This window comes from Micromonospora sp. IBHARD003, from assembly GCF_056106285.1.
Genome location: NZ_JBWBBX010000001.1, coordinates 2,999,485 through 3,024,719 on the forward strand (window position 1 = coordinate 2,999,485; position 25,235 = coordinate 3,024,719).

The 25,235-nt window shown below is 70.8% G+C and carries 23 protein-coding genes; 10 read left to right on the forward strand and 13 right to left on the reverse strand.

What is annotated here, in order from left to right; all coding sequences use genetic code 11:
* The first annotated feature begins 149 nt into the window (after positions 1-149).
* Complete coding sequence (locus tag ACTWOL_RS13360) at positions 150-1,154, forward strand: ketoacyl-ACP synthase III family protein (protein WP_474296888.1); 1,005 nt, start codon at positions 150-152, stop codon at positions 1,152-1,154.
* A gap of 9 nt (positions 1,155-1,163) precedes the next feature.
* A complete protein-coding gene (locus ACTWOL_RS13365; RefSeq protein ID WP_474296889.1) occupies positions 1,164-1,988 on the forward strand; it encodes a 2OG-Fe(II)-dependent halogenase WelO5 family protein in 825 nt (274 codons plus the stop codon).
* 78 nt (positions 1,989-2,066) lie between these two features.
* On the opposite strand, the gene ACTWOL_RS13370 is transcribed toward ACTWOL_RS13365, so the two are convergent.
* The 3 genes from ACTWOL_RS13370 to ACTWOL_RS13380 form a co-directional block, all read right to left on the reverse strand.
* Positions 2,067-2,558 carry a hypothetical protein gene (locus ACTWOL_RS13370; protein WP_474296890.1) on the reverse strand — a complete coding sequence of 164 codons (492 nt, stop codon included), beginning with the start codon at positions 2,556-2,558 and terminating at the stop codon, positions 2,067-2,069.
* 61 nt (positions 2,559-2,619) lie between these two features.
* The gene (locus tag ACTWOL_RS13375) at positions 2,620-3,741 is read right to left on the reverse strand and encodes an epoxide hydrolase family protein (protein WP_474296891.1); all 1,122 of its coding nucleotides are present in this window, start codon (positions 3,739-3,741) and stop codon (positions 2,620-2,622) included.
* A 56-nt stretch (positions 3,742-3,797) separates the two neighbouring features.
* Positions 3,798-4,961: a CaiB/BaiF CoA transferase family protein gene (locus ACTWOL_RS13380; RefSeq protein ID WP_474296892.1), complete on the reverse strand. Its 1,164-nt coding sequence runs from the start codon at positions 4,959-4,961 to the stop codon at positions 3,798-3,800.
* Between the two features lie 145 nt (positions 4,962-5,106).
* Between ACTWOL_RS13380 and ACTWOL_RS13385 the strand changes: the two genes are divergently transcribed.
* The 3 genes from ACTWOL_RS13385 to ACTWOL_RS13395 are packed head-to-tail and all read left to right on the forward strand — an operon-like array spanning position 5,107 to position 7,952.
* On the forward strand, positions 5,107-6,330 hold the full coding sequence (locus ACTWOL_RS13385) for a cytochrome P450 (RefSeq protein WP_474296893.1): 1,224 nt from the start codon (positions 5,107-5,109) through the stop codon (positions 6,328-6,330).
* Between the two features lie 48 nt (positions 6,331-6,378).
* Positions 6,379-6,702, forward strand: a complete 324-nt coding sequence (locus tag ACTWOL_RS13390; protein WP_474296894.1) for a 2Fe-2S iron-sulfur cluster-binding protein — start codon at positions 6,379-6,381, stop codon at positions 6,700-6,702.
* Positions 6,702-7,952 carry an NAD(P)/FAD-dependent oxidoreductase gene (locus tag ACTWOL_RS13395; RefSeq protein WP_474296895.1) on the forward strand — a complete coding sequence of 417 codons (1,251 nt, stop codon included), beginning with the start codon at positions 6,702-6,704 and terminating at the stop codon, positions 7,950-7,952. The genes ACTWOL_RS13390 and ACTWOL_RS13395 overlap by 1 nt, the downstream gene beginning before the upstream one ends.
* 376 nt (positions 7,953-8,328) lie before the next feature.
* Here ACTWOL_RS13395 and ACTWOL_RS13400 read toward each other — a convergent pair whose 3' ends face one another.
* Genes ACTWOL_RS13400 through ACTWOL_RS13410 form a run of 3 tightly spaced genes read right to left on the reverse strand, consistent with a single transcriptional unit; the run spans position 8,329 to position 11,404 of the window.
* Positions 8,329-9,852: an MFS transporter gene (locus tag ACTWOL_RS13400; RefSeq protein ID WP_474296896.1), complete on the reverse strand. Its 1,524-nt coding sequence runs from the start codon at positions 9,850-9,852 to the stop codon at positions 8,329-8,331.
* Complete coding sequence (locus tag ACTWOL_RS13405; protein ID WP_474296897.1) at positions 9,849-10,934, reverse strand: acyl-CoA dehydrogenase family protein; 1,086 nt, start codon at positions 10,932-10,934, stop codon at positions 9,849-9,851. Before ACTWOL_RS13405 ends, ACTWOL_RS13400 begins: the two co-directional genes overlap by 4 nt.
* Positions 10,931-11,404 (reverse strand): SRPBCC domain-containing protein, encoded by a 474-nt coding sequence (locus tag ACTWOL_RS13410; RefSeq protein ID WP_474296898.1) that lies wholly within the window; start codon positions 11,402-11,404, stop codon positions 10,931-10,933. Before ACTWOL_RS13410 ends, ACTWOL_RS13405 begins: the two co-directional genes overlap by 4 nt.
* A 182-nt stretch (positions 11,405-11,586) precedes the next feature.
* On the opposite strand from ACTWOL_RS13410, the gene ACTWOL_RS13415 reads away from it, so the two are divergent.
* Genes ACTWOL_RS13415 through ACTWOL_RS13430 form a run of 4 tightly spaced genes read left to right on the forward strand, consistent with a single transcriptional unit; the run spans position 11,587 to position 14,189 of the window.
* Positions 11,587-12,372: an SDR family NAD(P)-dependent oxidoreductase gene (locus ACTWOL_RS13415; RefSeq protein WP_474296899.1), complete on the forward strand. Its 786-nt coding sequence runs from the start codon at positions 11,587-11,589 to the stop codon at positions 12,370-12,372.
* Entirely contained in the window at positions 12,372-12,962 is a 591-nt protein-coding gene (locus ACTWOL_RS13420) for a flavin reductase family protein (protein WP_474296900.1), read from the forward strand. The genes ACTWOL_RS13415 and ACTWOL_RS13420 overlap by 1 nt, the downstream gene beginning before the upstream one ends.
* Positions 12,959-13,903 (forward strand): MBL fold metallo-hydrolase, encoded by a 945-nt coding sequence (locus tag ACTWOL_RS13425; protein WP_474296901.1) that lies wholly within the window; start codon positions 12,959-12,961, stop codon positions 13,901-13,903. The genes ACTWOL_RS13420 and ACTWOL_RS13425 overlap by 4 nt, the downstream gene beginning before the upstream one ends.
* Positions 13,904-13,946: 43 nt before the next feature.
* Positions 13,947-14,189 carry a hypothetical protein gene (locus ACTWOL_RS13430; protein WP_474296902.1) on the forward strand — a complete coding sequence of 81 codons (243 nt, stop codon included), beginning with the start codon at positions 13,947-13,949 and terminating at the stop codon, positions 14,187-14,189.
* Positions 14,190-14,296: 107 nt separating this feature from the next.
* On the opposite strand, the gene ACTWOL_RS13435 is transcribed toward ACTWOL_RS13430, so the two are convergent.
* Positions 14,297-14,755, reverse strand: a complete 459-nt coding sequence (locus ACTWOL_RS13435) for a nuclear transport factor 2 family protein (RefSeq protein ID WP_474296903.1) — start codon at positions 14,753-14,755, stop codon at positions 14,297-14,299.
* A gap of 174 nt (positions 14,756-14,929) precedes the next feature.
* Between ACTWOL_RS13435 and argJ the strand changes: the two genes are divergently transcribed.
* The gene (gene argJ, locus ACTWOL_RS13440) at positions 14,930-16,099 is read left to right on the forward strand and encodes a bifunctional glutamate N-acetyltransferase/amino-acid acetyltransferase ArgJ (protein ID WP_474296904.1); all 1,170 of its coding nucleotides are present in this window, start codon (positions 14,930-14,932) and stop codon (positions 16,097-16,099) included.
* Positions 16,100-16,514: 415 nt separating this feature from the next.
* On the opposite strand, the gene ACTWOL_RS13445 is transcribed toward argJ, so the two are convergent.
* From ACTWOL_RS13445 to ACTWOL_RS13470, 6 genes are all read right to left on the reverse strand, one after another.
* Positions 16,515-17,294, reverse strand: a complete 780-nt coding sequence (locus tag ACTWOL_RS13445; RefSeq protein WP_474296905.1) for an AfsR/SARP family transcriptional regulator — start codon at positions 17,292-17,294, stop codon at positions 16,515-16,517.
* A 163-nt stretch (positions 17,295-17,457) separates the two neighbouring features.
* Positions 17,458-19,086, reverse strand: a complete 1,629-nt coding sequence (locus tag ACTWOL_RS13450; protein ID WP_474296906.1) for an ABC transporter substrate-binding protein — start codon at positions 19,084-19,086, stop codon at positions 17,458-17,460.
* Between the two features lie 71 nt (positions 19,087-19,157).
* Positions 19,158-20,726 carry a penicillin-binding transpeptidase domain-containing protein gene (locus ACTWOL_RS13455; RefSeq protein WP_474296907.1) on the reverse strand — a complete coding sequence of 523 codons (1,569 nt, stop codon included), beginning with the start codon at positions 20,724-20,726 and terminating at the stop codon, positions 19,158-19,160.
* 364 nt (positions 20,727-21,090) lie between these two features.
* Positions 21,091-22,263: a GNAT family N-acetyltransferase gene (locus tag ACTWOL_RS13460; RefSeq protein ID WP_474296908.1), complete on the reverse strand. Its 1,173-nt coding sequence runs from the start codon at positions 22,261-22,263 to the stop codon at positions 21,091-21,093.
* Positions 22,264-24,009, reverse strand: coding sequence for an ABC transporter substrate-binding protein (locus ACTWOL_RS13465; protein WP_474296909.1), 1,746 nt, complete (start codon positions 24,007-24,009; stop codon positions 22,264-22,266). It lies immediately after the preceding gene.
* The gene (locus ACTWOL_RS13470) at positions 24,009-25,160 is read right to left on the reverse strand and encodes a GNAT family N-acetyltransferase (protein ID WP_474296910.1); all 1,152 of its coding nucleotides are present in this window, start codon (positions 25,158-25,160) and stop codon (positions 24,009-24,011) included. The genes ACTWOL_RS13465 and ACTWOL_RS13470 overlap by 1 nt, the downstream gene beginning before the upstream one ends.
* Positions 25,161-25,235 lie beyond the last annotated feature (75 nt).

Consider the following 25,235-nt stretch of genomic DNA (forward strand, 5'->3'; position numbering starts at 1 on the left):
CGTCCAGGGGGCACCTCGAAACACCCTCGAGACCGGCTCAACTTTCCTGCTGTCGAGCGGGAATTGAGCAGAGTGATGGTTAATCGACACCACTGATGGCCCGAGCAGAGGAGATGTCCGTGCGTTGGGAGAGCCTGTATGTAGCCGGCTTGGCGTCATACCTGCCACAACAGGTGGAGACCGCCGAGGAGGCGGTGGCCGCGGGGCGCTACGAGGAGCGGGACCGCGTCGCCAATGGAATCCGGCAGGTCCGGGTCGCCGGCGACCACGAGACCGGCCCGTTCATGGCGGCCGCCGCCGGCCGTGAGGCAGTGCGCCGTTCCGGGCACGCGCCCGGGGAGTTCGGCCCGGTGCTGCACGCCTACGTCAGCCACCAGGGGCAGGACCTGTGGACCCCGGCCAGCTACGTCCAGGGCGAGACGGTCGGCGGGCAAGGTCCGGCGGTGGAGGTGAGGCAGGGCTCGAACGGCGGCCTCGCCGCCCTCGACCTGGCCGCGTCCCACCTCGCCGCCCGCCCCGGCACCACGGCCGCGCTCGTCACGACCGGTGACGCCTTCCGGCTGCCGTACTTCGACCGCTGGTCCTCGGACCGGCAGCAGCCGCACGGCGACGCGGCCGGCGCGCTGGTGCTCTCGTCCCGGGAGGGCTTCGCCCGGATCCGGTCGACCGCGTGCTTCAGCGACCCTTCCCTGGAGCCCCTCTACCGCGGCACGGGATGGACCGACGCTCCCTTCCAGGACGGCAAGCCGCTGCAGCTCGGAGAGCGTCAGCAGGAGTATCTGATGCGCGAGGAGAACTCCTTCGACGTGGTCGGACAGCGGATCGCGGCCGGTTCGCAGGCGGTGCTCGGAACGGCCCTGCACGATGCGGGCATCGAGCTGTCCGACGCCCGTTTCTTTGTCCACCCGAATATCGCCGAGTCGATCGTGGAGTATTCCTTCTACGAGTACGGACTCGGCGTCGAGAGGTCTCGCACCGCATACGACTGGGCGCAGGATTACGGCCATATGGGAGCCGGTGACGAAATCATCGGGATGCATCACATCACCGAGAATCGCGATCCCCGTCCCGGAGATTTCCTCGTGGCCATGGGCGTGGGTGCCGGATTCGTCTGGACGGTCGCCGTCCTGGAATTCCTCCGAACTCCTCAGTAAAGGAACCTGATGCAGACTCAGCTCAAGGGGCGGTACACCTACGACAGCAGCACCGAGGCCATGACGGTGCACACGCTGTTCGAGCCGATACGCACGGACTCCCTCAAACGGCGTGATCTGATCCGGCTGGCCGCGGGGGTCGCCGGAGCGATCCAGGTGAAGGACTTCTTCACTCCCGAGCAGTGCGGGGCGATCGTCCGCGGGATCGAGAACCACCCGATGGGGAGTTACCGGTTCACCCCGCCCATGGCCAAGCTCGGCCCCGCCGCGTACGACTACTACAAGACCGGCTCCCTCGGTCCCGCGTACTTCGAACAGGCGGCGGTGGACGCGGAGGTCCGTGCCACCCTGCTGGACGGCAGCGACCCGCTGGACGCGGCCATCGCCCGGCTCACCGCGGCCTGGGGCGGCCCGATCGGCCCCGCGAGGTCCCGGGGCCGCGATCTGTTCGCCGGCATCATCCGGGAGATCAACAACGGCGCCCGGATGCACTTCGACGAGATCGCCCGTGAGTGCCCCACGGCCCTCGATCTCCCGCCGGTCTCCCAGCTCGCCTTCAACTGCCATCTCACCGTCCCGGACGGGGGCGGCGCAGCGGTGATCCACCGCCGCCGCTGGCGCCCCCTGGACGAGTACCACAGGGACGGCTACGGCTATCTTCCGGAGCTCGTCGAGGCGGAGCCGTCCGTCCGCATCGAGCCGGAGATCGGGGACGCGATCCTCTTCGATCCGCGGAACTTCCACAGCGTCGCCCCCATCACCGGCGGGCGCCGCGTCACCCTGTCCTTCTTCATCGGTGTGACGGGGGACGGCGAACTGACCGTCTGGTCCTGACCTTTCGTCCGCATCCGGACGAAAGACCGGAGGCCGGCCGGGGAGAAGGCTCCCCGGCCGGCCTCTTCGGCTGTGCGGTCAGCAGCCGTTGGGCTTGGAGCTCACCCGCTTGGCCGTGACCTTGGCCTCCACGCTCACGATGTAGGTGCCGTTGGCGTCATGGACCCTCGAGATACCGGAGCTGTTGAACGCATCGCCCTGCTGGACGGCCTTCTGGTTGACGTCCACGAATCCCGTCGTGGCCCCGCCGGCCCCGTACAGCCGCTCCCTGACCTGGTAGGAGAAGAGGTTGTCGCCGGTCCGCTTCCAGGTCCCCTTGCCCTCGCCGCCGCCGGCCTCACCGGGGTCGGAGGAGACAAGGCACACCACGCCGTTCTTGTGGAAGGACAGCGTCACATGGCCGCTGCCGTTCGCGTGCTGAACGGTGCCCTCCCAGCGCCCGACCGGGGTGCTGCTCCGCTTCCCCGCCTCCTCGGCCGTGCCGGCGTTGGCCGATGTCACCACGCCGACGGATATCGCCAGACCGACAGCCGACACCAGGACTCCGATCTTCCTGTTCACAAAAGACATCCCCGTTCCATCCTTCTCTCTCGGTGACTGCTGCGGAACAGCCCTTGGTCCTGTCCTGGACCTAGCTCAGGGCTCGGTGGAAAGTGCGGAGTTCGGCGGCGAGCACCTCGGGCCGCTCCAGGGCCGGGAAGTGGCCGCCGCTGTCCAGGTCGCGCCAGTAGCGAAGATCGGTGAAGCGTTCACGCGCCCAGGCGCGGGGCAGCCAGGCGTCCTTGGGGAACACCGAGCAGCCGGTGGGCACATGCGCCTGGAGCATGGGCTCCTTGTCGAAGCTCTCCCAGAACAGCCGGGCGGACGAGGCGCCGGTGCCGGTGAGCCAGTACATCGATACGGCGTCCAGCAGCCTGTCCCATCCGATCGCCTTGTCCAGGTCGCCGTCGTGGTCCACCCACTCCCAGAACCGGTCCACGATCCAGCCGAGCTGGGCGGCGGGCGAGTCGGCAAGGCCGTAGCCCAGTGCCTGAGGCCGTGTGGACTGGATGGCGGCGTAGCCGGAGCGGTTCTTGCCGAAGCCCGTCATACGGGCCATGGCGGCCTGGTCGCGCTCGTCCAGCTCGACCGGCTTCTCCGGCGGCCTGGCCAGCGGCATCGTGAGATGAACCCCCGCCAGATGCCCGGGGTCCGTGCTTCCGAGGGCGGCCGAGACCCACGAGCCCCAGTCGCCGCCGTGGGCGATGTACCGGTCGTACCCGAGGCGGGCCATCAGCTCCGCCCAGGCTTCGGCGGTGCGCCGGACCGTCCAGCCCGGCGTGGCCGGCTTGTCGCTGAAGCCATGGCCCGGCAGCGAAGGGCACACCACATGGAAGGCATCCGCCGGGTCGTCCGGATCGGTGAGCGGTCCGATGATGTCGAGGAACTCCACGACCGAGCTGGGCCAGCCGTGCGTCATCAGCAGCGGGGTGGCCCCCGGATGCGGGGAGCGCACATGCAGGTAGTGGATGCCGAGGCCGTCGATCCGGGTACGGAACTGCGGCAGGGCGTTCAGCCGGGCCTCGGTGGCGCGCCAGTCGTAGTCCTCCGCCCAGTGGCGGCACAGTTCCTGCACCTGAGCCAGCGGCGCACCCTGGGACCAGTCGTCCACGGTCTCCTCGTCCGGCCAGCGGGTTCTGGCCAGCCGCTGCCGCAGATCGTCCAGTGCGGTCTGCGGGATCTCCACCCTGAAGGGCTCGATCACTGCGCTCACCCTTCCTACCTCCTCCGCGATGTGACGTGCTGTCTCTGCGAAGTTAGAAGGCCGTCCTACAGCCCCGGTCGAGCTGCCGGCGACGGCAGCAGCTCCGCGATCTCCGCATCGGACAGTCCGCATTCGGCCAGGACGTCCCGGGTGTGCTCGCCGGTCCGCGGAGCGGGGCCGGGCAGCCGGGCGGCTGTCCGGTCGAACCTCGGCACGGGGGCGGGCTGCAGAACGCCTCCGTCGTCGGCGCGGTAGGTGCCGCGGTCCCGGTGGTGCGGATGCCCGGCGGCCTCGTCGAGGGACAGCACCGGGGTCACACAGGCCTCGGTGCCGTCGAACACCGCGGTCCACTCGTCCCGCGTCCTGGTGGCGAACAGCCGGGCGAACTCCTTTCGGAGCACGGGCCAGTTGTCCTGGCTGTCGCGGTCGGGCAGAGCCTGCGGGTCCAGGCCGAGGCCGGACAGGAGGGCGCGGTAGAACCGCTCTTCCAGGGCACCGACCGCCACGTGACGGCCGTCGGCGCAGAGGTACACGTCGTAGAACGGGGCGCCCGTGTCGAGCACGTTCCGGCCCCGCTCGTGCCGCCACTCACCCGCACCGGCCATCGCGGCCAGCATGCCGAGCATCGAGGCGGTGCCGTCCACGATCGCGGCGTCCACGACCTGGCCGAGCCCGGACCGCTGCCGTTCATGGAGCGCCGCCAGGATCCCGAACGCCAGCGGCAGCCCGCCGCCGGCGAAGTCCCCGAGGAGGTTCAGCGGCGGTACGGGCGGCCCGCCTGCCCTGCCGATGGCATGCAACGCACCGCTCAGGGCGATGTAGTTGATGTCGTGTCCCGGTGAGGACGCCAGCGGGCCGCTCTGCCCCCAGCCGGTCATCCGTGCGTACACCAGCCGAGGATTGCGGTCCCGGCACACCTCGGGTCCGATGCCCAGCCGCTCCGCGACACCCGGACGGAACCCCTCCACCAGCACATCGGACCGCTCGACGAGTCGCAGCAGCGCTTCGACGGCAGCGGGGTTCTTGAGGTCCAGGGCCACGGAGCGGCGGCCGCGGTCGAGCACACGGTGCCAGTCCGGATACGACCGTGCTCCCCGGGCCCGGTCGACCCGGGTCACCTCGGCGCCCAGATCGGCCAGCAGCATGCAGGCGTAGGGGGCGGGCCCGATGGCGGCCAGTTCCACGACACGCAGCCCGCTCAGCGGCCCGCCGCTCACAGGATTCTCCATACCGGGACGCTAGGAATCCGGCCTGCAGAGCTCCTCGAGCCGGCCTCGGCCGTGTCCGCACGCCGTCCGCCGGAATTCGACCTGGCCCCTAGCCCGCCTCCCTAGCCTCCATCCGTCCGGATTTACCCCTGACGAAGGACTTCGCATGACCACGAGCGCCATCGAGCCCGGCGGTGAAGCCGAGACCAAGACCTTCCCGTACCAGCGGTCCTGCCCCTTCAGCACTCCGCCCGAGTACACCGAGATGGTCGACAAGGACGTCTCGGAGGTCACCCTGACCGGCTCCGGGCTGCGTATCTGGACGGTCACCGGCTACGACACCATCCGGCAGCTCCTCACCGACCCGCGCGTCAGTGCCTCGCGCAAGCACGCGAACTTCCCCTTCTACTTCATCGCCCCGCCCGAGTTCCGTACCGAGACCTCCTTCATCGGCTACGACGGCAAGGAGCACACCACCACCCGCCGCAAGGCCGCGCTGACCTTCACCAACCGTCAGGTGCAGCGGCTGCGCCCGCGGATCGAGGAGATCGTCGACGAGCACATCGACAAGATGCTCTCGATGACCCCGCCGATCGACATGCACCATGTGTTCTCGCTGCCGGTGCCCATGACCGTCATCTGCGAACTGCTCGGCATCCCCCACGACAAGCACGACTTCTTCATCAAGCACGGAACGGCCCTCCTGGGCGGCCACAGCACGGCGGAGGAGCGCCAGGCCGCGATCGTCGAGGTGAACGCCTACGTCGACGACCTCATCCAGCTCAAGAAGCGCGAGCCCGGTGACGACCTGCTCAGCAGGGCGATGGCCGACTACGCGTCCTCGGGCGAGGAGTACACCGACCGCGATCTGTTCAACATGGTCCGGCTGCTGATGAACGGCGGCCATGAGACCACCGCGAGCCAGATCTCCCTGGGCACCGCGTGCCTGCTGGAGAACCCCGACCAGCTGGAGCAGCTGCTGGCCGACCCGTCCCTGGCCAAGCCCGCCGTCGACGAACTGGTCCGGATCGCCACCATCGGCGACACCGCCGTACCGCGGGTGGCCCTGGAGGACATCGAGATCGGCGGCCAGGTGATCCGCAAGGGTGACGGCATCCTCTGCCTCGGTCTTGCTGCCAACCGTGACCCGGAGGTCTTCCCCGAGCCCGAGAAGGTCATCCTCAGCCGGGGCAGCCGCAAGCACCTGGGCTTCGGTCACGGTGTGCACCACTGCATCGGCGCGGACCTCGCCCGGCTGGAGCTGGAGATCGTGTGGAGCAAGCTCTTCCAGCGCATCCCGACGCTCCGGCTCGCCAAGCCCTTCCTGGACATTCCCCGCAAGGAAGGCGCGGTCATCTACGGCCTCTGGGAGCTGCCCGTCACCTGGTGACGGCCGACCCGGTCCCGAGAACGACAGCGACAGTCCGAGGAGAGCGCCATGGCCAAGATCACCTACAAGCACCCCAACGGCACCGAGACCGTGGTCGATGTCCCTTCCCCCAACACGGTCATGCGCGGGGCGAAGATCAACAACATCGACGGCATCGAAGCCCAGTGCGGCGGTTCGGCCCAGTGCGGGACCTGCCACGTCTATGTCGACGAGGCCAACACGCTGCCTCTGCCGCCGATACACGAGTCCGAGGACGACGTCCTTTACGGGACGGCGTGCCCGCGCCGCGACAACAGCCGGCTGAGCTGCCAGCTGCCGGTCACGGACGCGATCGACGGACTGGTCGTGCACCTGCCGGAGAGTCAGTCCTGATGTCCGAGCCCTCGATCGTCGTCGTCGGCGCCGGCCAGGCCGGGACCGACCTGGCCGCGGCTCTGCGGAGCCGCGGCTTCTCCGGCCGGATCAGCCTGGTCGGGGAGGAGGAGTCGCTCCCCTACCGTCGTCCGCCCCTGTCCAAGGCCTTCCTGGCCGGAAAGGCCGGGCAGGAGGACCTGGAGCTGCTGCCCGAGACCTTCTACCGCGACCAGGACATCGGGCTGTTGCTCGGCGAGCGCGTCGTGGAGATCGAACCGGAACGCCGCCGGGTCCTGCTCATGTCGGGCGACCGACTCTCGTACGACCGGCTCGTCCTGGCCACCGGCGCCCGCCCGCGCATCCTGCCGGTGCCCGGCGCGGACCTGGACGGAGTCCTGACCCTGCGCGGTCTCGGCGACGCCACCGCCGTGCGGGAAGGGCTCCGGGAGGGCGGGCATCTCGTCGTCGTGGGCGGCGGATTCATCGGGCTCGAACTGGCCGCCACCGCGCGCACCCTCGGGCTCCGGGCCACCGTCGTCGAAGCGGGCCCGCGCCTCATGGCCCGCTCCGTGAGCCGGGCCATGTCGGACCACCTGGGGGCGGAGCACCGCAGGCAGGGCACCCGTGTCCTCCTCGGCCGCGAGGTGACGGCACTGCACGGGGACGCGGCGGGTCACGTCAGGGTGGTCGAACTGAACGGCGGGGAGCGGATCCCCGCCGATCTGGTGGTGATGGGAGTCGGTGTACGGCCCAATGTCGAGGCGGCCGCCGACGCGGGCCTCGCCACCGGCGGGGGCATCCTCGTCGACCGGCTGCTGCGCACCAGCGATCCGGCGATCCACGCCATCGGGGACTGTGCCCGCTTCCCCAGCCCGCACACCGGCCGCGCGCTGCGTCTGGAATCGGTGCAGAACGCCTCCGACCAGGCCCGCTGCGTCGCCGCCACCATCTGCGGGGACCCGGTGCCGTACGCAGCGGTCCCGTGGTTCTGGACGGAGCAGTACGGCATACGCCTGCAGATCGCCGGGATCACCGACGACCACGACCGTACGGTGACCGTGGGGGATCCCGCGGACGGGCGCTTCTCCGTCTTCTGCTTCCGTGGAGAGACGCTGCTGGGCACCGAGTCGGTGAACCGGCCCGCGGACCACATGATCACCCGCCGGCTGCTCGCGGCCGCGGGCGGGCCCGGACTGACCCCGGACGACGTCGCCGGTCCCGGCTTCGATCTGAAGTCGTACCGGCGGCCGGAACGGCAGCCCGTGTAGGACGTGTTGGCTCCCCTGCCACCCTGCCACCCCCGCGTGCCCTCCAGGCTTCTTCGTCGGTCCGGAGGGCACGCGGGGGTTCACGTCTGCTCGGCATGGCCCACGCGCCGCGCACGCCCGCTCCCCGAAGAACTCGACGGGTCCTGGACCGCGCGCACTCGCGCCCCCGCCCGGATCCTGCCTGGCGGTCGTGCCGGGTCCGCGACGACGGCGACGCCACTCCCCCGGCCATCGCCGGGGGAGTGGCGCATGCGCTCATGTACGCCCTGTACGAGAGGGCTCCCCGGGCTCGGGGCCGGGGAGCCCGGGGAGCTCCGTCAGAAGCCCCCTGCGGGCCGGCTTTCGAGCATCACCCGGACAGGGCCTGTTCGCGGCGTCACCGGTCGGCGTGGGAGCGCTCCTCGGTCCGCAGGGCGGCCGGTTCCGCGGCCCGTGGCCCCTTGCGCCCCGGCACTCCCAGAGCCGCCAGCAGCCCCGCCGCGGCGAATCCGGCCGCACCGAGCAGCGCCCAGCCGTAACCGTTGACCAGGGCCTCCTCCATCCGTGCTGCGGTCACGGCCCGGCCGCCGGCGCCGAGTTCGGCGTCGGTCCTGGCGGCGGCGAGCGTGGCCAGGGACACCAGTCCCGCCGCGCTGCCGAGCTGGCGGGTGGTGTTGAGCAGCCCGGACGCGAGCCCGGCCTGCTCCCGTGGCAGTCCGGCCGTCGCCGCGTTCGTCGTGGCGTTGAGGACCGCGCCCATGCCGAAGCCCAGCAGCAGGGCGGGCCCGAGGAGGTCGGCGGTGAAGCCTGCGTCCCCGTCCACCTGGGCAAGCCACAGGAGTCCGGTGAACGCCAGGGCCAGCCCACCGAGGAGAACCGGTCTCGGGCCCGTACGGGGAACCAGTGAGGAGACACGCCAGCCCCCGATCGCCAGGCCCAGCGACATCGGCAGGTAGCACAGTCCGGTGCGCAACGGGCTGTATCCCAGCACCAGTTGGAGGATCAGGGTGAAGAAGTAGAAGGTGCTGAACAGCGCGGCGATGCTGAAGAAGGCCACCAGATTGGCCGCGGCGACCGAGCGGTTGCGGAAGACCCGCAGCGGGATCAGCGGGTGTGCGGCCAGCTTCGCCTGGATCAGCACGAAGAGGGCCAGCAGGGCGGCGCCCGCGGCGAGTGCCGTGGCGACCCGCGGCGAGGTCCAGCCGTAGGTCTGTGACTCGGCGACACCGTAGACGGCCGCCATCAGACCGAGTGTCACCGTCACGGCGCCGGGGACGTCGAGTGCGGGACGCTGTCCTGGCCGCCGTGACTCCGGGACGACCCAGCGGACCCCGGCGAACAGCACGATGCCGATGGGCACGTTCACCAGCAGGATCCAGCGCCAGGAGAGCCACCCGGTGATCACTCCGCCGAGGAGCACACCGACCGCGCCGGCCGCTCCGGACACCACGCTCCACATCCCGAAGGCCTTGGCGCGGGCGGCGGCCCCGGTGAAGGTGGTGCCCAGTACGGTCAGGGTCGCCGGCGTCATGACCGCCGCGCCGAGCCCCTGGAATCCCCGGGCCAGTACGAGGGTGACGGGATCGTCCGCCGCACCCCCGACCGCGCTGGCGAGGGTGAACAGCGCGACACCGGACAGAAAGACCCTGCGCTGCCCGAAGAGGTCGGCGAGCCTCCCGCCGAGCAGCAGAAACCCGCAGACCGCAATGGTGTAGGCGTTGTTGACCCACTGCAGGCTGTGCCGGTCGAAGCGGAGCTCGTCCGCTATGGAGGGCAGGGCGACGTTCACGATCGAGGCGTCGAGCACGTTCATGAACTGGCCGAGGCAGCAGGCGGCCAGGATGAGTCCGAGCCGGGGAGGGGCGCCGGAGCCCTCCCGGGCCCCGGCCGCCTCCGCCCCGCGGACCGCGGACCGGCTCACTGCTCCGGACCGAGCATCGCCGTCGCGAAGCTCTTCCGCGCCGAGGTGTCGTACTGCAGCGCCACATGGCTGGTCGCCACGCTCACATCACGCCAGAAGCGCTGGAGGGGCTGCGCTTGCGCGAGACCGCCCGTGCCCGCCGCATGGATCAGCAGGTCCACCGCCTCGCGGAGGAACTCCGCGGCCACGGTCGCGTTCCGCTCGCTGCGCGCCAGGGTCCCCGGGGTGAAGTCGTGCGCGTCGGCGGTGGCGGCGTTCTGCTCCACGAGGCTGCGTGCGGCGTCGATCCGGCCGGAGGCGCGGAGCAGCGTGGTCTCGGCGGCAGGGGTGCGGCGCTTCCCCGTCAGGGTGGCGGCGAAGGCCCCGAGCGCGCCGGTGGCGGCGCCGATGGCGGGGGCGATGAACGCCAGTCCCCCGGCGGCCGGGAGGGGCACGTTGTGCCCGGGCACCGTGGAATGGGCGTTGCGGCCCGAGAGCATCTCCGTACGGACGAAGGACAGATGGCGGGGCACGAAGGCGTCCTCGATCACCAGGGTGTGGCTGCCGGTGGCCCGCATACCGATGCTGTCCCAGGTCTCGCGTATCGCGCACTCCGCCTGCCGTACGGCGAAGAAACGCAGCTCGGGCGGCCCTTCTGCGCCGGGCACCGCCGCGCACACCAGGACCCAGTCGGCGAACACGACGCCGCTGACATAGCCCCAGGTGCCGCTGAGCCTCCAGCCGCCGTCCACGGGCACGGCCCGGCCGGCGGGCGGCAGGCCCGCCGCGATGACCGTGTCGGGGCCCTCACCCCAGACCGCCCGGTGGCCCTCCTCGGGAAGGTGAGCGGCGAACCGTGCCGCATGGGCGGTGAGGGAGGCGATCCAGGCAGTCGCGGCGCATCCCTCCCCGACGGTGGCGACGGCCCGCGTCAGCTCGCCGAACGAGCCCTCGGTGCCGCCCCACCGGGAGGCCACGAAGTGCCGGGCGAACCCCTGCGAACGCACCGCGTCGACGACCTCGGGCGAAAGGACCCCCGTACGGTCGGCGTCCACCGCGTGCTCGCCGGCGAGTATGCGCAGCTTCTCGGCGTCGACGGTCATCGCAGTACGGCCTTGGCGAAGAGTTCGAGCGTCTCGCCCGGGCTCGGTCCGTCCAGGGCACGGTGGATCGCCTGGGCGTCCGGGCCGTGCCGGTGCAGCTTCACATGGGCCAGCTCGACCTTCGTCGTGGTGGCGTCGACCGGGGTGATCGTCACTTCGATCTCGCTGGCCCGCTCATCGTCCGGGATGGACTGCCAGCGGCCGTCGATGCGCCACGTCATCGAGAGCCGGAAGGGCGGCTCCCAGGTGAGGACACGGCCCCAGGCGATCTCGTTCCCCTCGGCGTCCCACTCGTAGTAGCGCCCGCCCACACCCGGCTCGAAGGCCAGGCCGATCCGCTCGTTCTTCAGCAGTACGTGTGTGGGCGGCCACCAGTCCTCGGGCCGCTCGGTGAAGACCTTGAAGCAGTGTTCGGGCGTGGCCGCCACGGTCACCGACTTCCGTACATCCGGAATGGACTGCTCGGGCATGGGCCCTCCTCGCTGCGTTCCTGCACATCGGGCGGGCCCACGGTCCCGGGCGGGGCTCGACGGGGTGTCGAGCCCGGCTCGAAGGCCCCGGTTCCAGGCGGAGTCGAGGCGGAGTCGAGAGCTGCGCAAGGACCGGGGGTCACGGTCGTCGCTACCCAAGCCCACGACCATGGGAGAGCACGATGACAGACGCGGGACGACGGGTCGCTTTCGTCACCGGCGCCACCAGCGGAATCGGCCTCGCCGTGACCGAGCTGCTGGCCCGGCAGGGCATCGCGGTGTTCGGCTGCGCACGCAACGAGGAGAACGTCACGACCCTGGTGAAGCGGATGCGCCAGGAGGGCTACGAAGTGGCGGGAGCGGCATGCGATGTCTCCTCCACCGAGCAGGTGCGTGACGCGGTGGCCGCGGCGGTACGGGAGTTCGGCCGGATCGACATCCTGGTCAACAACGCGGGCAGGGGCGGCGGCGGGGTGACCGCGGACATGGAGGACGCCCTCTGGCTCGATGTGATCGACACCAATCTCAACGGCACCTTCCGTGTCACCCGTGAGGTGCTGAGCACCGGCCGGATGCGGGACGGCGACTGGGGCCGGATCGTCAACATCGCCTCCACGGGCGGAAAGCAGGGCGTCGAACTGGCCGCGCCTTACTCGGCGTCCAAGCACGGCGTCATCGGCTTCACCAAGGCGGTGGGCAAGGAGCTGGCCAAGAGCGGCATCACGGTCAACGCGGTCTGCCCGGGCTATGTGGAGACCCCGATGGCGCAGCGGGTGCGCGAGGGCTACGCCGGGCACTACGGAGTGAGCGAGCAGGACATCCTCGAGAAGTTCAACGCGAAGATCCCGCTGGGCCGTTACTCCACTCCCGAGGAAGTGGCGGGGCTGGTCGGCTATCTGGTCTCCGACCTGGCGGCGTCGATCACGGCGCAGGCGCTCAACGTCTGCGGCGGGCTGGGCAATTACTGATGCGCACCGAGACGGAAGTCCCGACCATGGCCGAGGTTTCCCCGCTTTCCCCACTGCCGGAGTCCGCGACCGCCCTGGTGGCCCCGCCCGACACGGCCGCGTTCCGTGCGGCCATGGGCCGCTTCCCCACCGGTGTCGCCCTGCTCACCCAGGGCAGCGGTGACAGCACCAGTGTGATCACCCTGAACAGTCTGGTCTCCGTGTCGCTCGACCCGCTGCTGATCCTGGTCTCCGTCAAGGCGGACGGCAGGATGCGTCCCCGGGTCGCCGCGGCCGGGAGCTTCGCCGTCAGTGTGCTGGGCACCCGGCACCAGGACCTGGCCAAGGATTTCTGCCGGCCGGACCGCCCGGCGGGCCGGGCCGCGATGCACCGTCTCGGCGCGGTCGAGGGGATCACCGGCAACGCGGTCCTGCCCTCGGCGGAGGCGTCCTTCGAGTGCGTGCTCGACGCCGAGCACGTGACCGGGGACCACACGCTGCTGATCGGCCGGGTCGTGGCGCTCGCCACCGCGCAGACCGCCACCGATCCGCTCGTGTTCCATCAGGGCCGGTTCATCCCGCTGCCCGTGTCCACGGCGGAGGCGGCATGACGACGACGACCGTGGGGTCCGCCTCCGGGGGGCCGGCCACGGCACCTGCCTCGCTGCGGCCCGTGGCGGACGGGGTGTACGCCTTCGTCCAGCCGGACGGGGGCTGGTGTCTCAACAACGCCGGCCTGGTGGTCGGTTCGGACCGCAGTGTGCTGGTCGACACCGCGGCGACCGAGGCACGTACCCGCCGGCTGCGGGAGGAGACCGAGCGGCTGGTGCCGGGCGGACCGGACTTCGTGGTCAACACGCACTTCCACGGAGACCACACCTTCGGCAACGGGCAGTTCGCACCGCGCTCGGTGATCGTGGCGCACGAGGGCTGCCGTGCCGACAGCGCCGAAGCGGGCCTCGGGCTGCGCAACCTGTGGCCGGACGTGGAGTGGGGCGAGACCCCGCTGGTCCTGCCCTCGCTCACCTTCCGCGACTCGCTCACCGTGCACGCGGGGGATGTGCGTGTCGAGCTGCTCTCGGTGGGCCCCGCCCACACCCACGACGATGTGGTCGTGTGGGTGCCGGAGCGTTCGGTCCTCTTCACGGGCGATGTGGTGTGGTCGGGTGTCACCCCGTACGTCCTGATGGGGTCGGTGTCGGGCTCGCTGCGGGCCCTGGACAGGCTGCGGGCGCTCGGGGCCGAGACGGTGGTGCCCGGGCACGGTCCGGTGGGCGGCGGTGAGCTGATCGACGAGACCGAGGCCTATCTGCGGTGGGTCCAGCGGCTCGCGGAGGACGGTGTCCGGCGCGGGATCGAGCCGTTGCGCGCGGCCGAAGAGGCGGATCCGGGCGCCTTCGCGGGGCTCGTCGACCCCGAACGGCTGGTGGGCAATCTGCACCGTGCCTACGCCGAGATCCACGGGCTGGCTCCCGGGGCCCGTATCGATGTGCTGGCGTCCTTCAAGGAGATGGTCGCCTTCCACGGCGGGCTGCCCGCCTGCCACGCCTGACCGGGGAACGACCGACAAGTGCTGTGACCGAGAGGAGGCGTCGATGACGACGATCCTGCTGGAACGGACGGTGGAGCAGCCGCTGTCCCTGCTGGAACGGGCAGTGGCGGAGCCGCTGTCCCTGTGTGAGCGAACCGTGGAGGAGCCGCTGTCCCGGTGGGAGTGGCCGGCCGTCTACCGGCCGTCCCCCGCTCCCTGCGCCGAACCCGCCTGGGTGCCCCTGCTGCTGGCGGGCGACCCGGACGACGACGGCAGCGAGCCGCACATCTGCCGTGGCATCGACTGAGCGCACACCGCGCACCTGCACGACGCGCAGGAACGAGCGCCCCGTGCCCGGACAGGCCCCCAGAGAGCAACTGGAGGGGCAGGTCCGGGCACGGGGCGCTCGTGGGGTCAGGACGCGGGCGGCGCGGCCGGTGTGTCGCGGTGGATCACCCGCGACCGCGTGAACAGTCTGCCGTCGACACGGACCAGGACGTCGTCGACGGTGAACGTGGGCTGGAAGGTGACACGGCCCTCGCGGTCGGTCTGGGTGACAAGGGTGTAGTACGAGACGTTGAGGACGTCCGGGTTCGCCGGGTCGGCCTCGATCAGCAGATGGTCGAACCAGTGGCGGACGGCGATGTCCTGATAGCGCGGGAGGTTCGCCCGCATGCCGGCGATCATCTCCTCACGGCCGCGCTGGCGGTGACCGCCCGCGTGCACGACCTCCCCGTCGTCGGTGAAGGTGTCCGCGAACCCCTCGATGTCGAGGGCGTCGACCCGGCGCATCTGCTGGGCGTAGAAGGTCTGTACCTCGGCGTAGACATCTCCGGTGACCTGGTACCGGAGTGTCCCGACCGGCTGAGGCATGGCAACTCCTCTCGAGACGCCGCCCTCGTGGCCGCGCGACTGCTCCCAGGCTGCCGAACGCGCCTGCAGCACGAGTGGAGAGCGGCTCGGAGAAATGAGGCCCCGGAGGACGGTGACCCGGATAGGCTTGCATTGACATGAATGTGCACGCATAACTATCCAGAGAGGTGACTCATGGTCGATACGCCCCAGGGCTTCGCCGTCCATGTCGCTCCGGTCGGCGCCGGCGACGACGGCCGGGACGACTTCACCGTTCTGCTCTCCACGGAACCCGCACGGGTCAGCGCGGTGTTCACCCGGTCCCGTTTCGCGGGCCCCTCCGTCCTGGTGTCCCGGGAGGCCGCGGCCGACGGTGTCGCCCGCGGCGTCGTGGTGGTGGCACGCAACGCGAACGTCGCCACCGGCGCCCAGGGCGCCGCGAACGCACTCGAGGTACGCGACACGGTCGCCAAGGCGCTCGGCCTGCCTCCCGGCGAACTGCTCGTCGCCGCCACCGGAGTGATCGGCCGGCAGCTCCCGATGGAGAGCATCCGCGCCCATATCGCCACGCTCACCTGGCCGTTCCCCGTGGACCGGGACTTCGGGGCAGCGGCACGGTCCATCATGACCACCGACACCCGCCCGAAGATCGCCACCGCGCGGGTCGGCGCGGCCACGATCACCGGCATCGCCAAGGGCGTGGGGATGCTGGAGCCGGACATGGCCACCCTGCTCACCTTCTTCGCCACCGACGCCCGGCTGGCACCCGAGGTGCAGGACAGGGTGTTCCGCGAGGTCATGGACCTCACGTTCAACGCCGTGAGCATCGACACCGACACCTCCACGTCGGACACGGCCGCGCTGTTCGCGAACGGGCTCGCCGGCGAGGTCGACCCCGGGGAGTTCAAGGCCGCGCTGCACCGCGTGGCACTCGATCTGGTGAAGATGATCGCCTCCGACGGCGAGGGGGCGAGCAAGCTCATCCAGGTGGAGGTCACGGGCGCCCGCGACGGCGCACAGGCGAAGCGGGTCGGCAAGTCGGTTGTCAACTCCCCGCTGGTGAAGACCGCCGTCCACGGCTGCGACCCCAACTGGGGGCGGGTCGCCATGGCCATCGGCAAGTGCAAGGACGAGACCGACATCGACCAGGACCGGGTGACCATCCGGTTCGGGGACGTGGCCGTCTATCCGCCACGGGCGGACGACACCGGCGAAGCCGCCGTGCTCGAGGCGCTGACGGAGTACCTGCGCGGCGACGAGGTCGTCATCGGCATCGATCTCGGCATCGCCGACGGAGCCTTCACCGTCTACGGATGCGATCTCACCGAGGGTTATGTGCGGCTGAACTCCGAATACACCACCTGAGGGCTGTCCGGACGGCCGAAGTGCCCCTGGCCGGACCTGACAGCCGGCCCGCGACGGTGGACGACTCCGCCGTCACCGCCCTGACCGACGCGGTACGCAGACGCGGCACCGCGTCCGTCACACGGGTGCCGGCGCCGCGGCCGTACGAGCCCCTCGACATCACGGGCCAACTCACGGACCGGGGCGGATCCTCCGGGCCTTGAGGCCTCTCCGGGGCTGGAGGCCTCTCCGGGGGTTTTGACGGATCTCCGCGGCGTCGCTCCGGCTGCCGTCCGCGGCTCGGACGGCAGCGGACACGGGATCGCCGCTGCCCGCCCTCACCCGCCGGCAGCGGCGGTCCCTTCCTCCGCGCCGGTGATTCCGGCCGTCCCCAGGCCGGATTCCCGGACGTTCCCCAGAAGCCCGTTCCCCGGCCTCAGGCCGCCTTCAGATAGCGCTCGTCCTGCTGCAGCACCGCCTGCATCGTCGCCCTGAGCTTCACGCCCGGGCTGATGCCGATCTGCTCGCGCAGCGTGCGCCGTGCCCGGTGGAAGATCTGGATGGCGTCCGCCTGCCGCCCGGCCCCGTAGTAGGCCTTCATCAGGCCGATGTAGAGGTCCTCACGGAGCGGGTCCTGGTCGACGAGCTCCGACAGCTGGGCGATCGCGTCCTCGAACCGGCACCGCCCGATGTCGATCCGGGCGCGCAGTTCGATCGCGGCGGTCCGCTCCCGGTCCAGGCTCTCGGCGTGGAGGCGGAGCCGGCCGGAGGTGACGTCCGTCAGCGCCGCGCCCTTCCACATCGCCAGGACGGCGTCGATGCGCTGTCCGGCGGCCTCGAACTCCCCACGCGCGTAGAGTTCGCGGATCTCCCTGACCCCTTCGCGGAACACGAACAGGTCGATACGCACGGCTGGCACGTGCAACTGGTAGCCGAGACGGTGGGAGACGAGGACATCCCTCGCCAGCCCGGCCGCCTCCAGCGCGGTACGGATCCTCCAGGTGGTGGTCTGCAGCTGTCCCGAGACCGTGCGCGGCGGTTCGCCGTCCCAGGAGTCGGCGATGATGGCGTCCTTGGTGACGACCTGTCCGGGCTTCAGCGCGAGAGCTGCGAGGAACCGCACCTGTCGCTGGCCCTGGACCGGAATGGGTACGCCTGCGTTCAGCAGTGCCACGGGTCCGAGGAGCTGGACCGTCAGGCGTCTTGCGCTGTTCAAGGTACTTCCCCCCCTCGTGGGTGCGCATGATGTCGGGGGGCACGCGCCGCATCGGCGGTGTCTGCGCTTCTGCCGCTGTCGCGTACCCCCCGTCTGCCGTGCTGCCGGGTCCGTGCGGCCGGGGTCCGATCAGACGAAGGACCTCGGGCCCACTGCCCGCGTGCTATCCCGGCGTCGCCGAGATCGTTGCGTAGTCGTACATACCGTATGCCTGTGACATCGTGACGTTCGCGGCCCCGGGGCCCCGGTACACCACGGATCTCACGTACATGTACGGGCACATCACCGCGCTGTCCATCGCCAGGCGGTCCACCTCGGCCCAGATACCGGCTCGTGCGTCCGGGTCGGCCGTGGCGATGCCCTCGTCGAGCAGACGGTCGATCCGGGGATCGGCCAGCTCTCCGAGATTCTGGTTGCCCGACTCCTTGACGGCGCGGGAGTCGGCGATCTGCTGGAGGAACCCGAAGCCGTCCGGGAAGTCGGCGGCCCAGCCGAACATCACGATGCCGATTCCGTGTTCCCTCAGATAGGCGGGGACACCGGCGCAGGTCGTGAAGTACTCGCCCGAGGTGAAGGCGGTGACCTCCGCGTCGATGCCCACCCTGGCCAGGCCCGCGGCGAGGGCCATGGCGGCATTCCATTCCTTGCGCCGGTCCTCGCGTGCGGCGATCCGCACCGGGAAGCCGTCCGGCATTCCCGCGAGGGCCAGTTCACGGCGCGCCGCCTCCAGATCGCCCGTGGCGTCGGGGCCGACCGGGTATCTGTCGTGCGGCGCGTATCCGGCCACGGTGGGCGGCAGCAGTGTGGTGGCGATGTCGCCGGCCGGCTCGCCCCCGTACGCGGCCCGCATGGCCTGCTTGTCGGTGGCGTACTGGACCGCCCGCCGGGCGTGCACGTTCGCCAGCGGACCGATGTGCTGGTTGATGCAGTACAGCCAGACGAATCCGGTCCGCGGATTGTCGACGTGCTCCCGCAGCGAGGCGTCGGCCAGCAGCTGCTCCTGGGTCTCCGGCTGCACTCCCACACCCGCGAGGTCGATGTCCGCCTCGCCCGCCAGCAGCATCCGGTCGACCTCCTGCCCGCTGACACCCAGCCGTACGTGTATCTCCTCGGGGCGGCGGGTGCGCAGCGGGTCGGTCTCACGGCGCCAGTGGGGGTTGTGGACCAGACGGGCGTGGACTCCCGGTTCGTAGGCGTCGATGCGGTACGGGCCGGACGACACGGGCCGGTCGCGGTAGCGGGGATAGGTGTCCGCGTCCACGGGGACGGGGATGGTGGTGGGCAGGGCCGCGAGGAAGTCGAATCCGGAGAAGGGCTCCTTCAGCCGGAACACGACCGTGCGTTCGTCCGGACACTCGATGCCGTCGTCTGCGCCGGTGAGGTACTGGCGGAAGTACTGCGGACCGCCGCGGGTGATCGTGGCTCCGCCGTCCTCGTACACCACTTCGGGGAAGCAGGCGCGCAGCACGGCGTAGCGCACGTCGTACGAGGTGATCGGACGGCCGGTCTCGAAGGCCGTGTCCCGGCGCAGCCGGTAGGTCCAGGTCAGGCCGTCGTCGGACGCGGTGCCGAGGGACTCGGCGAGGTCGGGCACCAGTTGGGGCACGCCGTCGCCGCCGGGCCGGTAGCCGACGAGCGGCCGACCGATCAGCCGGATGAAGTTCCAGGTGTAGGCGTAGTACGTGTCCGCGGGGTCGAGGGAGTCGAAGTCGTCCGTCCGGACGAACCTCAGCACTCCGCCTTCCGCCGCGGTAGGGCGCACCACCGTGCGTGATGCGTCGTCGAATCCCACGAGTCTTGGCCTTTCGTGTGCTGGATCGCTCCGCAAAGGAACTGCGTGAGACCTGGGAGGGGTTGCGCCTTTCAGCCGATTGCCTTGAGGAACCTGGCGGCGATGGGCCCGGCGTCGGAGCCGCCCGAGCCGCCGTCCTCCACGAGCACCGACCAGGCGAGGTTTCTGTCGCCCTGGTAGCCGATCATCCAGGCGTGGGTGCGCGGAGGGGTCTGTTTGCCGTACTCGGCGGTGCCGGTCTTGGCGTGTGCCTCGCCCGGAACGTCCTTGAGCGCCCAGCCGGCGCCGTCGGTGACCGTGGCGCGCATCATGGCGCGCAGGGCGGTGACCACGGCCGGATCGAGCCGCCCTGTCGCCCGGTGCTTCTGCCTGACCGCGGAGGGGACGAGAACCGGCTGGTGGAAGACACCGTTCTTGACGGTCGCCGCGATCGACGCCATCACCAGGGGGGACGCCTGGACGCGGGCCTGCCCGATGGTGGACGCGGCTTTGTCGTTGTCCCCGTTGGCGATCGGGACACTGCCGTCGTAGGTGGCGACGCCGACATCCCAGGTGCCGCCGATACCGAAGGCCTGCGCGGTGTCGTGGAGCGACGCGTCCTTCAGCCGGCTGCGGGCGTTGACGAAGAAGGTGTTGCAGGACTTGGCGAACGCGTCCTCGAGGGTGGAGCCCGACGGAAGCGTGAACCGGTTCTGGTTCTCGAACTTCTGCCCGTTGACGTCGGCGAACTCGGGGCAGTCGGCACGATCGGCCGGCCGCATACCCGATTTCAGCAGCGCGGCTGCGGTGACCACCTTGAAGGTGGAACCGGGGGCGTAGCGGCCTTCCAGGGCACGGTTCATACCGCCGGGCCGGTTGGCGGCGGCGAGGATACGGCCGGTCGCCGGATCGATCGCCACGATCGCCGCGTTCTTCTCCAGGCCGTCCAGCGCTTCGGCGGCGGCCTCCTGGATCTTCGGGTCGATGGTGGTTTTCACCGGCGTGCCCTTGGCTCCGCTGTCGTTGCCGAGCCGCTTGACGGCGCGCCCCGATGCGCGGTCCACGATCACGACGGACTTCAGCGCGTCGGCGCCACCGCTGAGCTGCCGGTCGTAGCGGGCTTCCAGCCCGGAAATTCCCTTTCCGCTTCTGGGGTCGATCAGACCGACGACGGAGGGCGCCCGCAGCGGATCCCCGTATGCGTCGAGCACGGCGGCGCGTTCCCTCGACTGAAGGGCCAGTGTCTGACCGGGTGCCAGTTTCGGATGAATGACCGGAGTGGCGAACTCCACCTTCCATTCACCTTGTTTCCGCAGAAGTGTGGTCCCGGAGTTCCAGGTGTAGTCACCGGCGCCGGGGATCTTCATGGTGACGGTGAACGGAATGCGGACTTCCCCATCGCGCTGTTTCGTGCCCTCCTGAGCGGTCATCACCGTCTTCGACGGTTTCAGGTTCGTCATGACGGAGGTGATGAGGGACTCGGCATGGGCGGGGGTGTCCGTGTACGAACCGGCTTTCCCGGCGGCCCCTGATTCCCATGCGCCGAGAAAGCCCTTCAACCGGTCTTTCGCCGCGCGGACTTGGGGATCTTCCGAACCGTCGGAGAAGAAGGCGGAGTAGGCCCAATATCCGATTCCCGCCGTGGCCGCAAGTGTTGCCACGGTACCGACCGCACGCCGCCGACGCGATCGGCGGTTCCCATACGGCGAGTAGTCCTGGTAAACGCTCCCGCGTGCCATGCGCGCATCCTAGGGGCGCTCTCTCTTCACACTCTCCTCTGCCGCGCGATTTTGGACAGAGACATTTTCCCCGGCGTTGTCGAGAGCCGCGCCACCACGGTGGAGCGGGCTCGTCGACGGGGTCCCCGGTCGACCGCGGGTGGAGCACGGCAGGACGCTCTTCGGGGCCCGGCCGATCGATATCCGCCGCAAGGATTGGCCTGAAGTCGCCGACAGCGGAGGGAATACGGCAGCGGTCCACGCCAGTGGCGTACGCCGCGGGCCGCGTGGGGCCGCCACCGGGGGGTCAAAGGTCCAGCCCCCACATTCTCCTGCCGCCCGCGGCGCGGAAGCCGAACTCCTCGTTGAGCCTGCGCATCGGGACGTTGTCCGAGGCGTTCCAGGTGTCGATGATCCGCAGTGCGGGTTCGCCTCCCCTGGCGTGCCGGAGGTTGAGGGCCTTGACCAGCCGTCCGAGCCCGCGTCCGCGGTGCCGCGGGTCGACCACCGTGATCGCCTGAAGGGCGCGGCCGGGATGGGCGGTCGTCATGGACACCGCCGACCAGGCCACCAGACGGCCCGTCTCCTCGTGCCGGATTCCGGTCTGGTAGGCGCGCCTGCCACGGGCGATGCGCATCCGTTCGAAGTCGCGGATGCGGGAGACGGCGGCGGGCTGAGGATCCCACTCCAGCTCGCCGGCCGGCGCGTCCGCGGACAGGGTGGCCTCCAGCCGGGCCGCCCCGGCGACCAGATCCTCGGGCACGGTGCTGCCCCACGTGCGGACCGTGTATCCGGCGGGCACGGCACCGGCGGCAGGGGCGTGCGCCACATCCAGCCGCAGATGGTCGAGGGTCATCACCGGGCGGGCGCCGATGGCCTCGGCGAACCGTACGGCAGGATCCGGCACTCCGGCCGGGTCCGCCCTCCCGGCCATGGACGAACTGCCGGCCGTGGGCGAACTGCCGGTCGTGGGCGAACTGCCGGTCGGAGATGAACCGCCGTCCGTGGACGAACTGCCGGTCGCAGACGAACTGCTGGCCGTAGCTGCCCCGTCGGAGGGGGCCGCCGTGTCGGCGACGAGCAGCAGCCGGGTGCGGCAGTCGCGCTTGCCCCGGGCAGCCGCGAAATCGAGGACCGTGCGGCCGATGCCGCGAAGCCGCAGGTCCGGTCGTACGACGAGGACGGCGGCGGTCACGGATGCGGTGTTCTCCTCGGTGGGGAACTCCAGGCGCAGCGAGGCCGCGAGGCCCTCGGCGTCGCGGCCGGCGCCGCCCCGGTCCACCGCGGCCCCGCCATCGGTGACCAGCCATTCCTCGATCCGTGTCGCGGGCGGTGGGACGCGCACGGAGCCGGCGACGTCCGCCCGGCAGGGTGCCGGTAGGTGCGGGGTGTCCGTATGCGCCGCTTCGGTGCGCAGCGCGAACACCGCGTCGATGTGATCGTCGCGATGCGGGTCGATTGCCGCGAAGGACGGGGTCATTCACGCGTCACCCCAGCCCGGTGCGTCGGCACGGCCTGCGGTGGCGTCCGCGGCGGCGGTGCCGGATTGCGGACGGTGCGCGGCGGTGCCCGGGTGGGGACCATGCCGGTGGTCCTCGGCGAGGCCGAGGGCCTGGATGTCGTACAGGCCGAACGCGGGATGGACGTAGACGTTGGTCAGACCGGGATGGCGGTAGTGCAGGGTGCGGTCGTGGGCCATGGGGAGGATCACGGCGTGGTCCATCACGAGTTGTTCGACGCGCTGCCACAGCGCCCTGCGGCACTGCTCGTCCGGTTCGGCGTTCGCCCGGTCGACGAGCGTGTTCACCGCCGGATCGTCCAGCTCGGCGAAGTTGAAGTTGCCCCCGCCGTACTTGATCTGCCGGCCGTCGACGAGCGGGGCGAGAAAGCCGTACTCGGTGGGGTAGTCGGCGCCCCAGTCGGTCACCCCCAGCCCCAGACCCAGCTCGCGCACGGTGCCCGGGCTGCCCAGCCCGGAGCGGTAGTACGAGGCGGTGTCCAGCACCTTCACCTCGGCTTCGATACCGACGCGGGAGAGCGAGGCGGCCAGGGTGCGCGCGACGAGCTCGAACTTGCCCGGCTGGGTGCCGATCACGGTGCGGAATCCCTCCGGCAGTCCCGCGGCGGCGAGTTCGGCCCGGGCGGCGTCGAGGTCTCCCGTCAGATCCGGTCCGGACGGATAGCGGTCGCTGCCGGTGTGGGCGGGGAGGGTGGGTGGGATCAGGGAGGTCGCGAGACTCCCGCCGACACCGTCACCGCCCCGGGCCTCGAGAAGTGCCGCCTTGTCGGCGGCGTGGAAGACCGCTCTGCGCGCATGGACGTCACCGAAGGGCGGCACGGTCTGCTGGACGGTGACGTACTGCAGGAAGCCGGTCGCCGGGTTGTCGGCGTACGCCCGCAGCCCGGGGTCGCCGAGGATGCGGTCGCGGCCGGTGTGCTGGATGCCCCGGCCCTCGACGTCCACATGGAACTCACCCGCCAGCAGCCGGGTGTCGAGCTCGTCGACCTCGACACCGAACTCGACGGTGAGTTCGTCGGGGAGCGCCAGGCGCAGGGGATCCGTTGCCCGGTCCCAGTGGGGGTTGCGGACCAGGTGGAGCGAGCGGCCCGGCTCACGGTTGAGGATCCGGTAGGGCCCCGAGCACACCGGAGCGCTCCCGTACGCCTCCCGGATGTCACGCAGCCGGGGCACCGGTGCGGTGACCGGCTGGGCCATCAGGAAGTCGAAGTCCGCGAAGGGGCGGCGGAGCCGGAAGACCAGGGTGCGCGCGTCGGGGCAGACGACCGCCTTCAGCCCGCCGGCGCCGCCGCGGTAGGGGCCCGGATAGCCGCCGTGGTCGAGCAGGTCGACCAGATACGTCGGCCCGCCCGGCAGGACGTCCTGGGCGAACACCCGCTCCACCGCGTACGCGATGTCGTACGACGTGATCTCCTCGCCCGTCTCGAAGCGGACGCCCGGACGGATGCGGTAGATCCAGGTCGTACCGCCGTCGCGGACCGTGCCCGGTGCTTCGGCCAGATCGGGTACGACCGCGGGGACGACGGGATCGGTTCCGAAAGCCATGAGTGTGCGGTGCATCGTGCGCTGCAGCAGCCAGGACCAGACGTAGTACGTACGGGCGGGGTCCAGCGAGTCGACGTCGGCCGACGCGACCATGCGCAGCCGGCCACCGCTCCGTACGGAGGGCTGGGCGACACGCCCCACGGCGGCGTTCCAGCCGGACATCAGCCGAGCTCCTTCACGTACAGGTACTGCGTGGACAGCCGGCAGCCGCGGGACACCTTCGCCGCGGTGCTGCCGATGCCGTAGTGGATGCGGGTCACTCCCCGGGTGGGGGCGTGATCGGCCGGTGTGTAGTAGAGGAGCTCGTAGTAGAGCGGCAGACCCAGTTCGCTCTGCCGGACGTAGTCGAAGCCGGCCCGGTGGGCGAACCAGTCGCCGCCGTGGTGGAGGATCAGCCCGAATCCGATGATCCGGCCGTCGTGCTCGGCCTTGCTGACGAGCGCGCGGGGCCCCAGGACCCGGTGCGCCGCGTCGAACACGGCGGCGGAGCGCCGGGGGTCCCAGCCGGTCATGCCGTACTTGGCGAACAACGCGGTCTCCAGCTCCGCGAGCCGGGGGACCTCCTCGGCCGTCAGGGGGGCCAGAGTGATCCGGACGTCCGACGCCTCGATACGCCGGCGTTCGGCCCTTACCCGCCGGGAGCGGCGGGACGGCAGCCCCTTGGCGTAGGCGTCGAAGCCACCCGGCGGCACGTCCAGCGAGGCGAACTCGCCCGAGACATGGGACAGATAGCCGCGGGACTCGAGCACCCGGGCGACGAGCCCGTCGGACGAGTCCAGGTACGGGAAGCACACCGAGGCGGCGCCCATCGCGGCGGCGACACGTTCGGCGCGCTCGACGACCCGGGCGACGTCGTCCGCGGTCGCGTCCGACCGCAGCAGCAGCCGGGTGCGGCCGAGGTGCCGGCCGCCGCACATCAGCGAGGGCATCAGCCGGTCGGCGCCGTCGAAGGCGTCGAGCAGTGCGGCCGCACCGTCCATGCCCTCGGCCGCGCAGTGCCGCATCAGCAGATCGGTGCGGCCGAGCGACCAGGGGGCGGTGTGGTCGGCGAAGACCAGCGGCAGCCCGGCGACGAGTCCCCGCCGGGAATCGGCCGCCGTGAGATAGCGCATGGGCGCACCCGCGGTGTCGTGCAGCACACGCATCCAGGCGGGGGTGAGGAAGAAGTCCTCGCCGCCGGTCAGTTCCGACCAGTCGGCCGCGTCCTCCGGCTGTCGCCACTCGTCGACCGCGACGGGAGACTCCGGCGGCTCCGCTCCGATGGACCGGTCCGCTGCCACGGCGGTGCTCGCCGCCGAGGCATTCGCTGTCACAGGGGCATTCGCCGCCGCGGAGGGGTTCGCTGTCACGGGGGCGTTCGCCGCCACAGGGGGGTTCGCTGCTCCAGA

Excerpts from the sequence above, each read along its gene's own strand:
- ACTWOL_RS13385 (WP_474296893.1), top strand. The coding sequence starts at position 5,107 with ATGACCACGAGCGCCATCGAGCCCGGCGGTGAAGCCGAGACCAAGACC.
- ACTWOL_RS13380 (WP_474296892.1), bottom strand. The coding sequence starts at position 4,961 with ATGGAGAATCCTGTGAGCGGCGGGCCGCTGAGCGGGCTGCGTGTCGTG.
- ACTWOL_RS13395 (WP_474296895.1), top strand. The coding sequence starts at position 6,702 with ATGTCCGAGCCCTCGATCGTCGTCGTCGGCGCCGGCCAGGCCGGGACC.
- ACTWOL_RS13435 (WP_474296903.1), bottom strand. The coding sequence starts at position 14,755 with ATGCCTCAGCCGGTCGGGACACTCCGGTACCAGGTCACCGGAGATGTC.
- ACTWOL_RS13410 (WP_474296898.1), bottom strand. The coding sequence starts at position 11,404 with ATGCCCGAGCAGTCCATTCCGGATGTACGGAAGTCGGTGACCGTGGCG.
- ACTWOL_RS13465 (WP_474296909.1), bottom strand. The coding sequence starts at position 24,009 with ATGTCCGGCTGGAACGCCGCCGTGGGGCGTGTCGCCCAGCCCTCCGTA.
- ACTWOL_RS13370 (WP_474296890.1), bottom strand. The coding sequence starts at position 2,558 with ATGTCTTTTGTGAACAGGAAGATCGGAGTCCTGGTGTCGGCTGTCGGT.
- ACTWOL_RS13390 (WP_474296894.1), top strand. The coding sequence starts at position 6,379 with ATGGCCAAGATCACCTACAAGCACCCCAACGGCACCGAGACCGTGGTC.
- ACTWOL_RS13430 (WP_474296902.1), top strand. The coding sequence starts at position 13,947 with ATGACGACGATCCTGCTGGAACGGACGGTGGAGCAGCCGCTGTCCCTG.
- ACTWOL_RS13460 (WP_474296908.1), bottom strand. The coding sequence starts at position 22,263 with ATGACCCCGTCCTTCGCGGCAATCGACCCGCATCGCGACGATCACATC.
- argJ (WP_474296904.1), top strand. The coding sequence starts at position 14,930 with ATGGTCGATACGCCCCAGGGCTTCGCCGTCCATGTCGCTCCGGTCGGC.
- ACTWOL_RS13405 (WP_474296897.1), bottom strand. The coding sequence starts at position 10,934 with ATGACCGTCGACGCCGAGAAGCTGCGCATACTCGCCGGCGAGCACGCG.
- ACTWOL_RS13415 (WP_474296899.1), top strand. The coding sequence starts at position 11,587 with ATGACAGACGCGGGACGACGGGTCGCTTTCGTCACCGGCGCCACCAGC.
- ACTWOL_RS13365 (WP_474296889.1), top strand. The coding sequence starts at position 1,164 with ATGCAGACTCAGCTCAAGGGGCGGTACACCTACGACAGCAGCACCGAG.
- ACTWOL_RS13425 (WP_474296901.1), top strand. The coding sequence starts at position 12,959 with ATGACGACGACGACCGTGGGGTCCGCCTCCGGGGGGCCGGCCACGGCA.
- ACTWOL_RS13420 (WP_474296900.1), top strand. The coding sequence starts at position 12,372 with ATGCGCACCGAGACGGAAGTCCCGACCATGGCCGAGGTTTCCCCGCTT.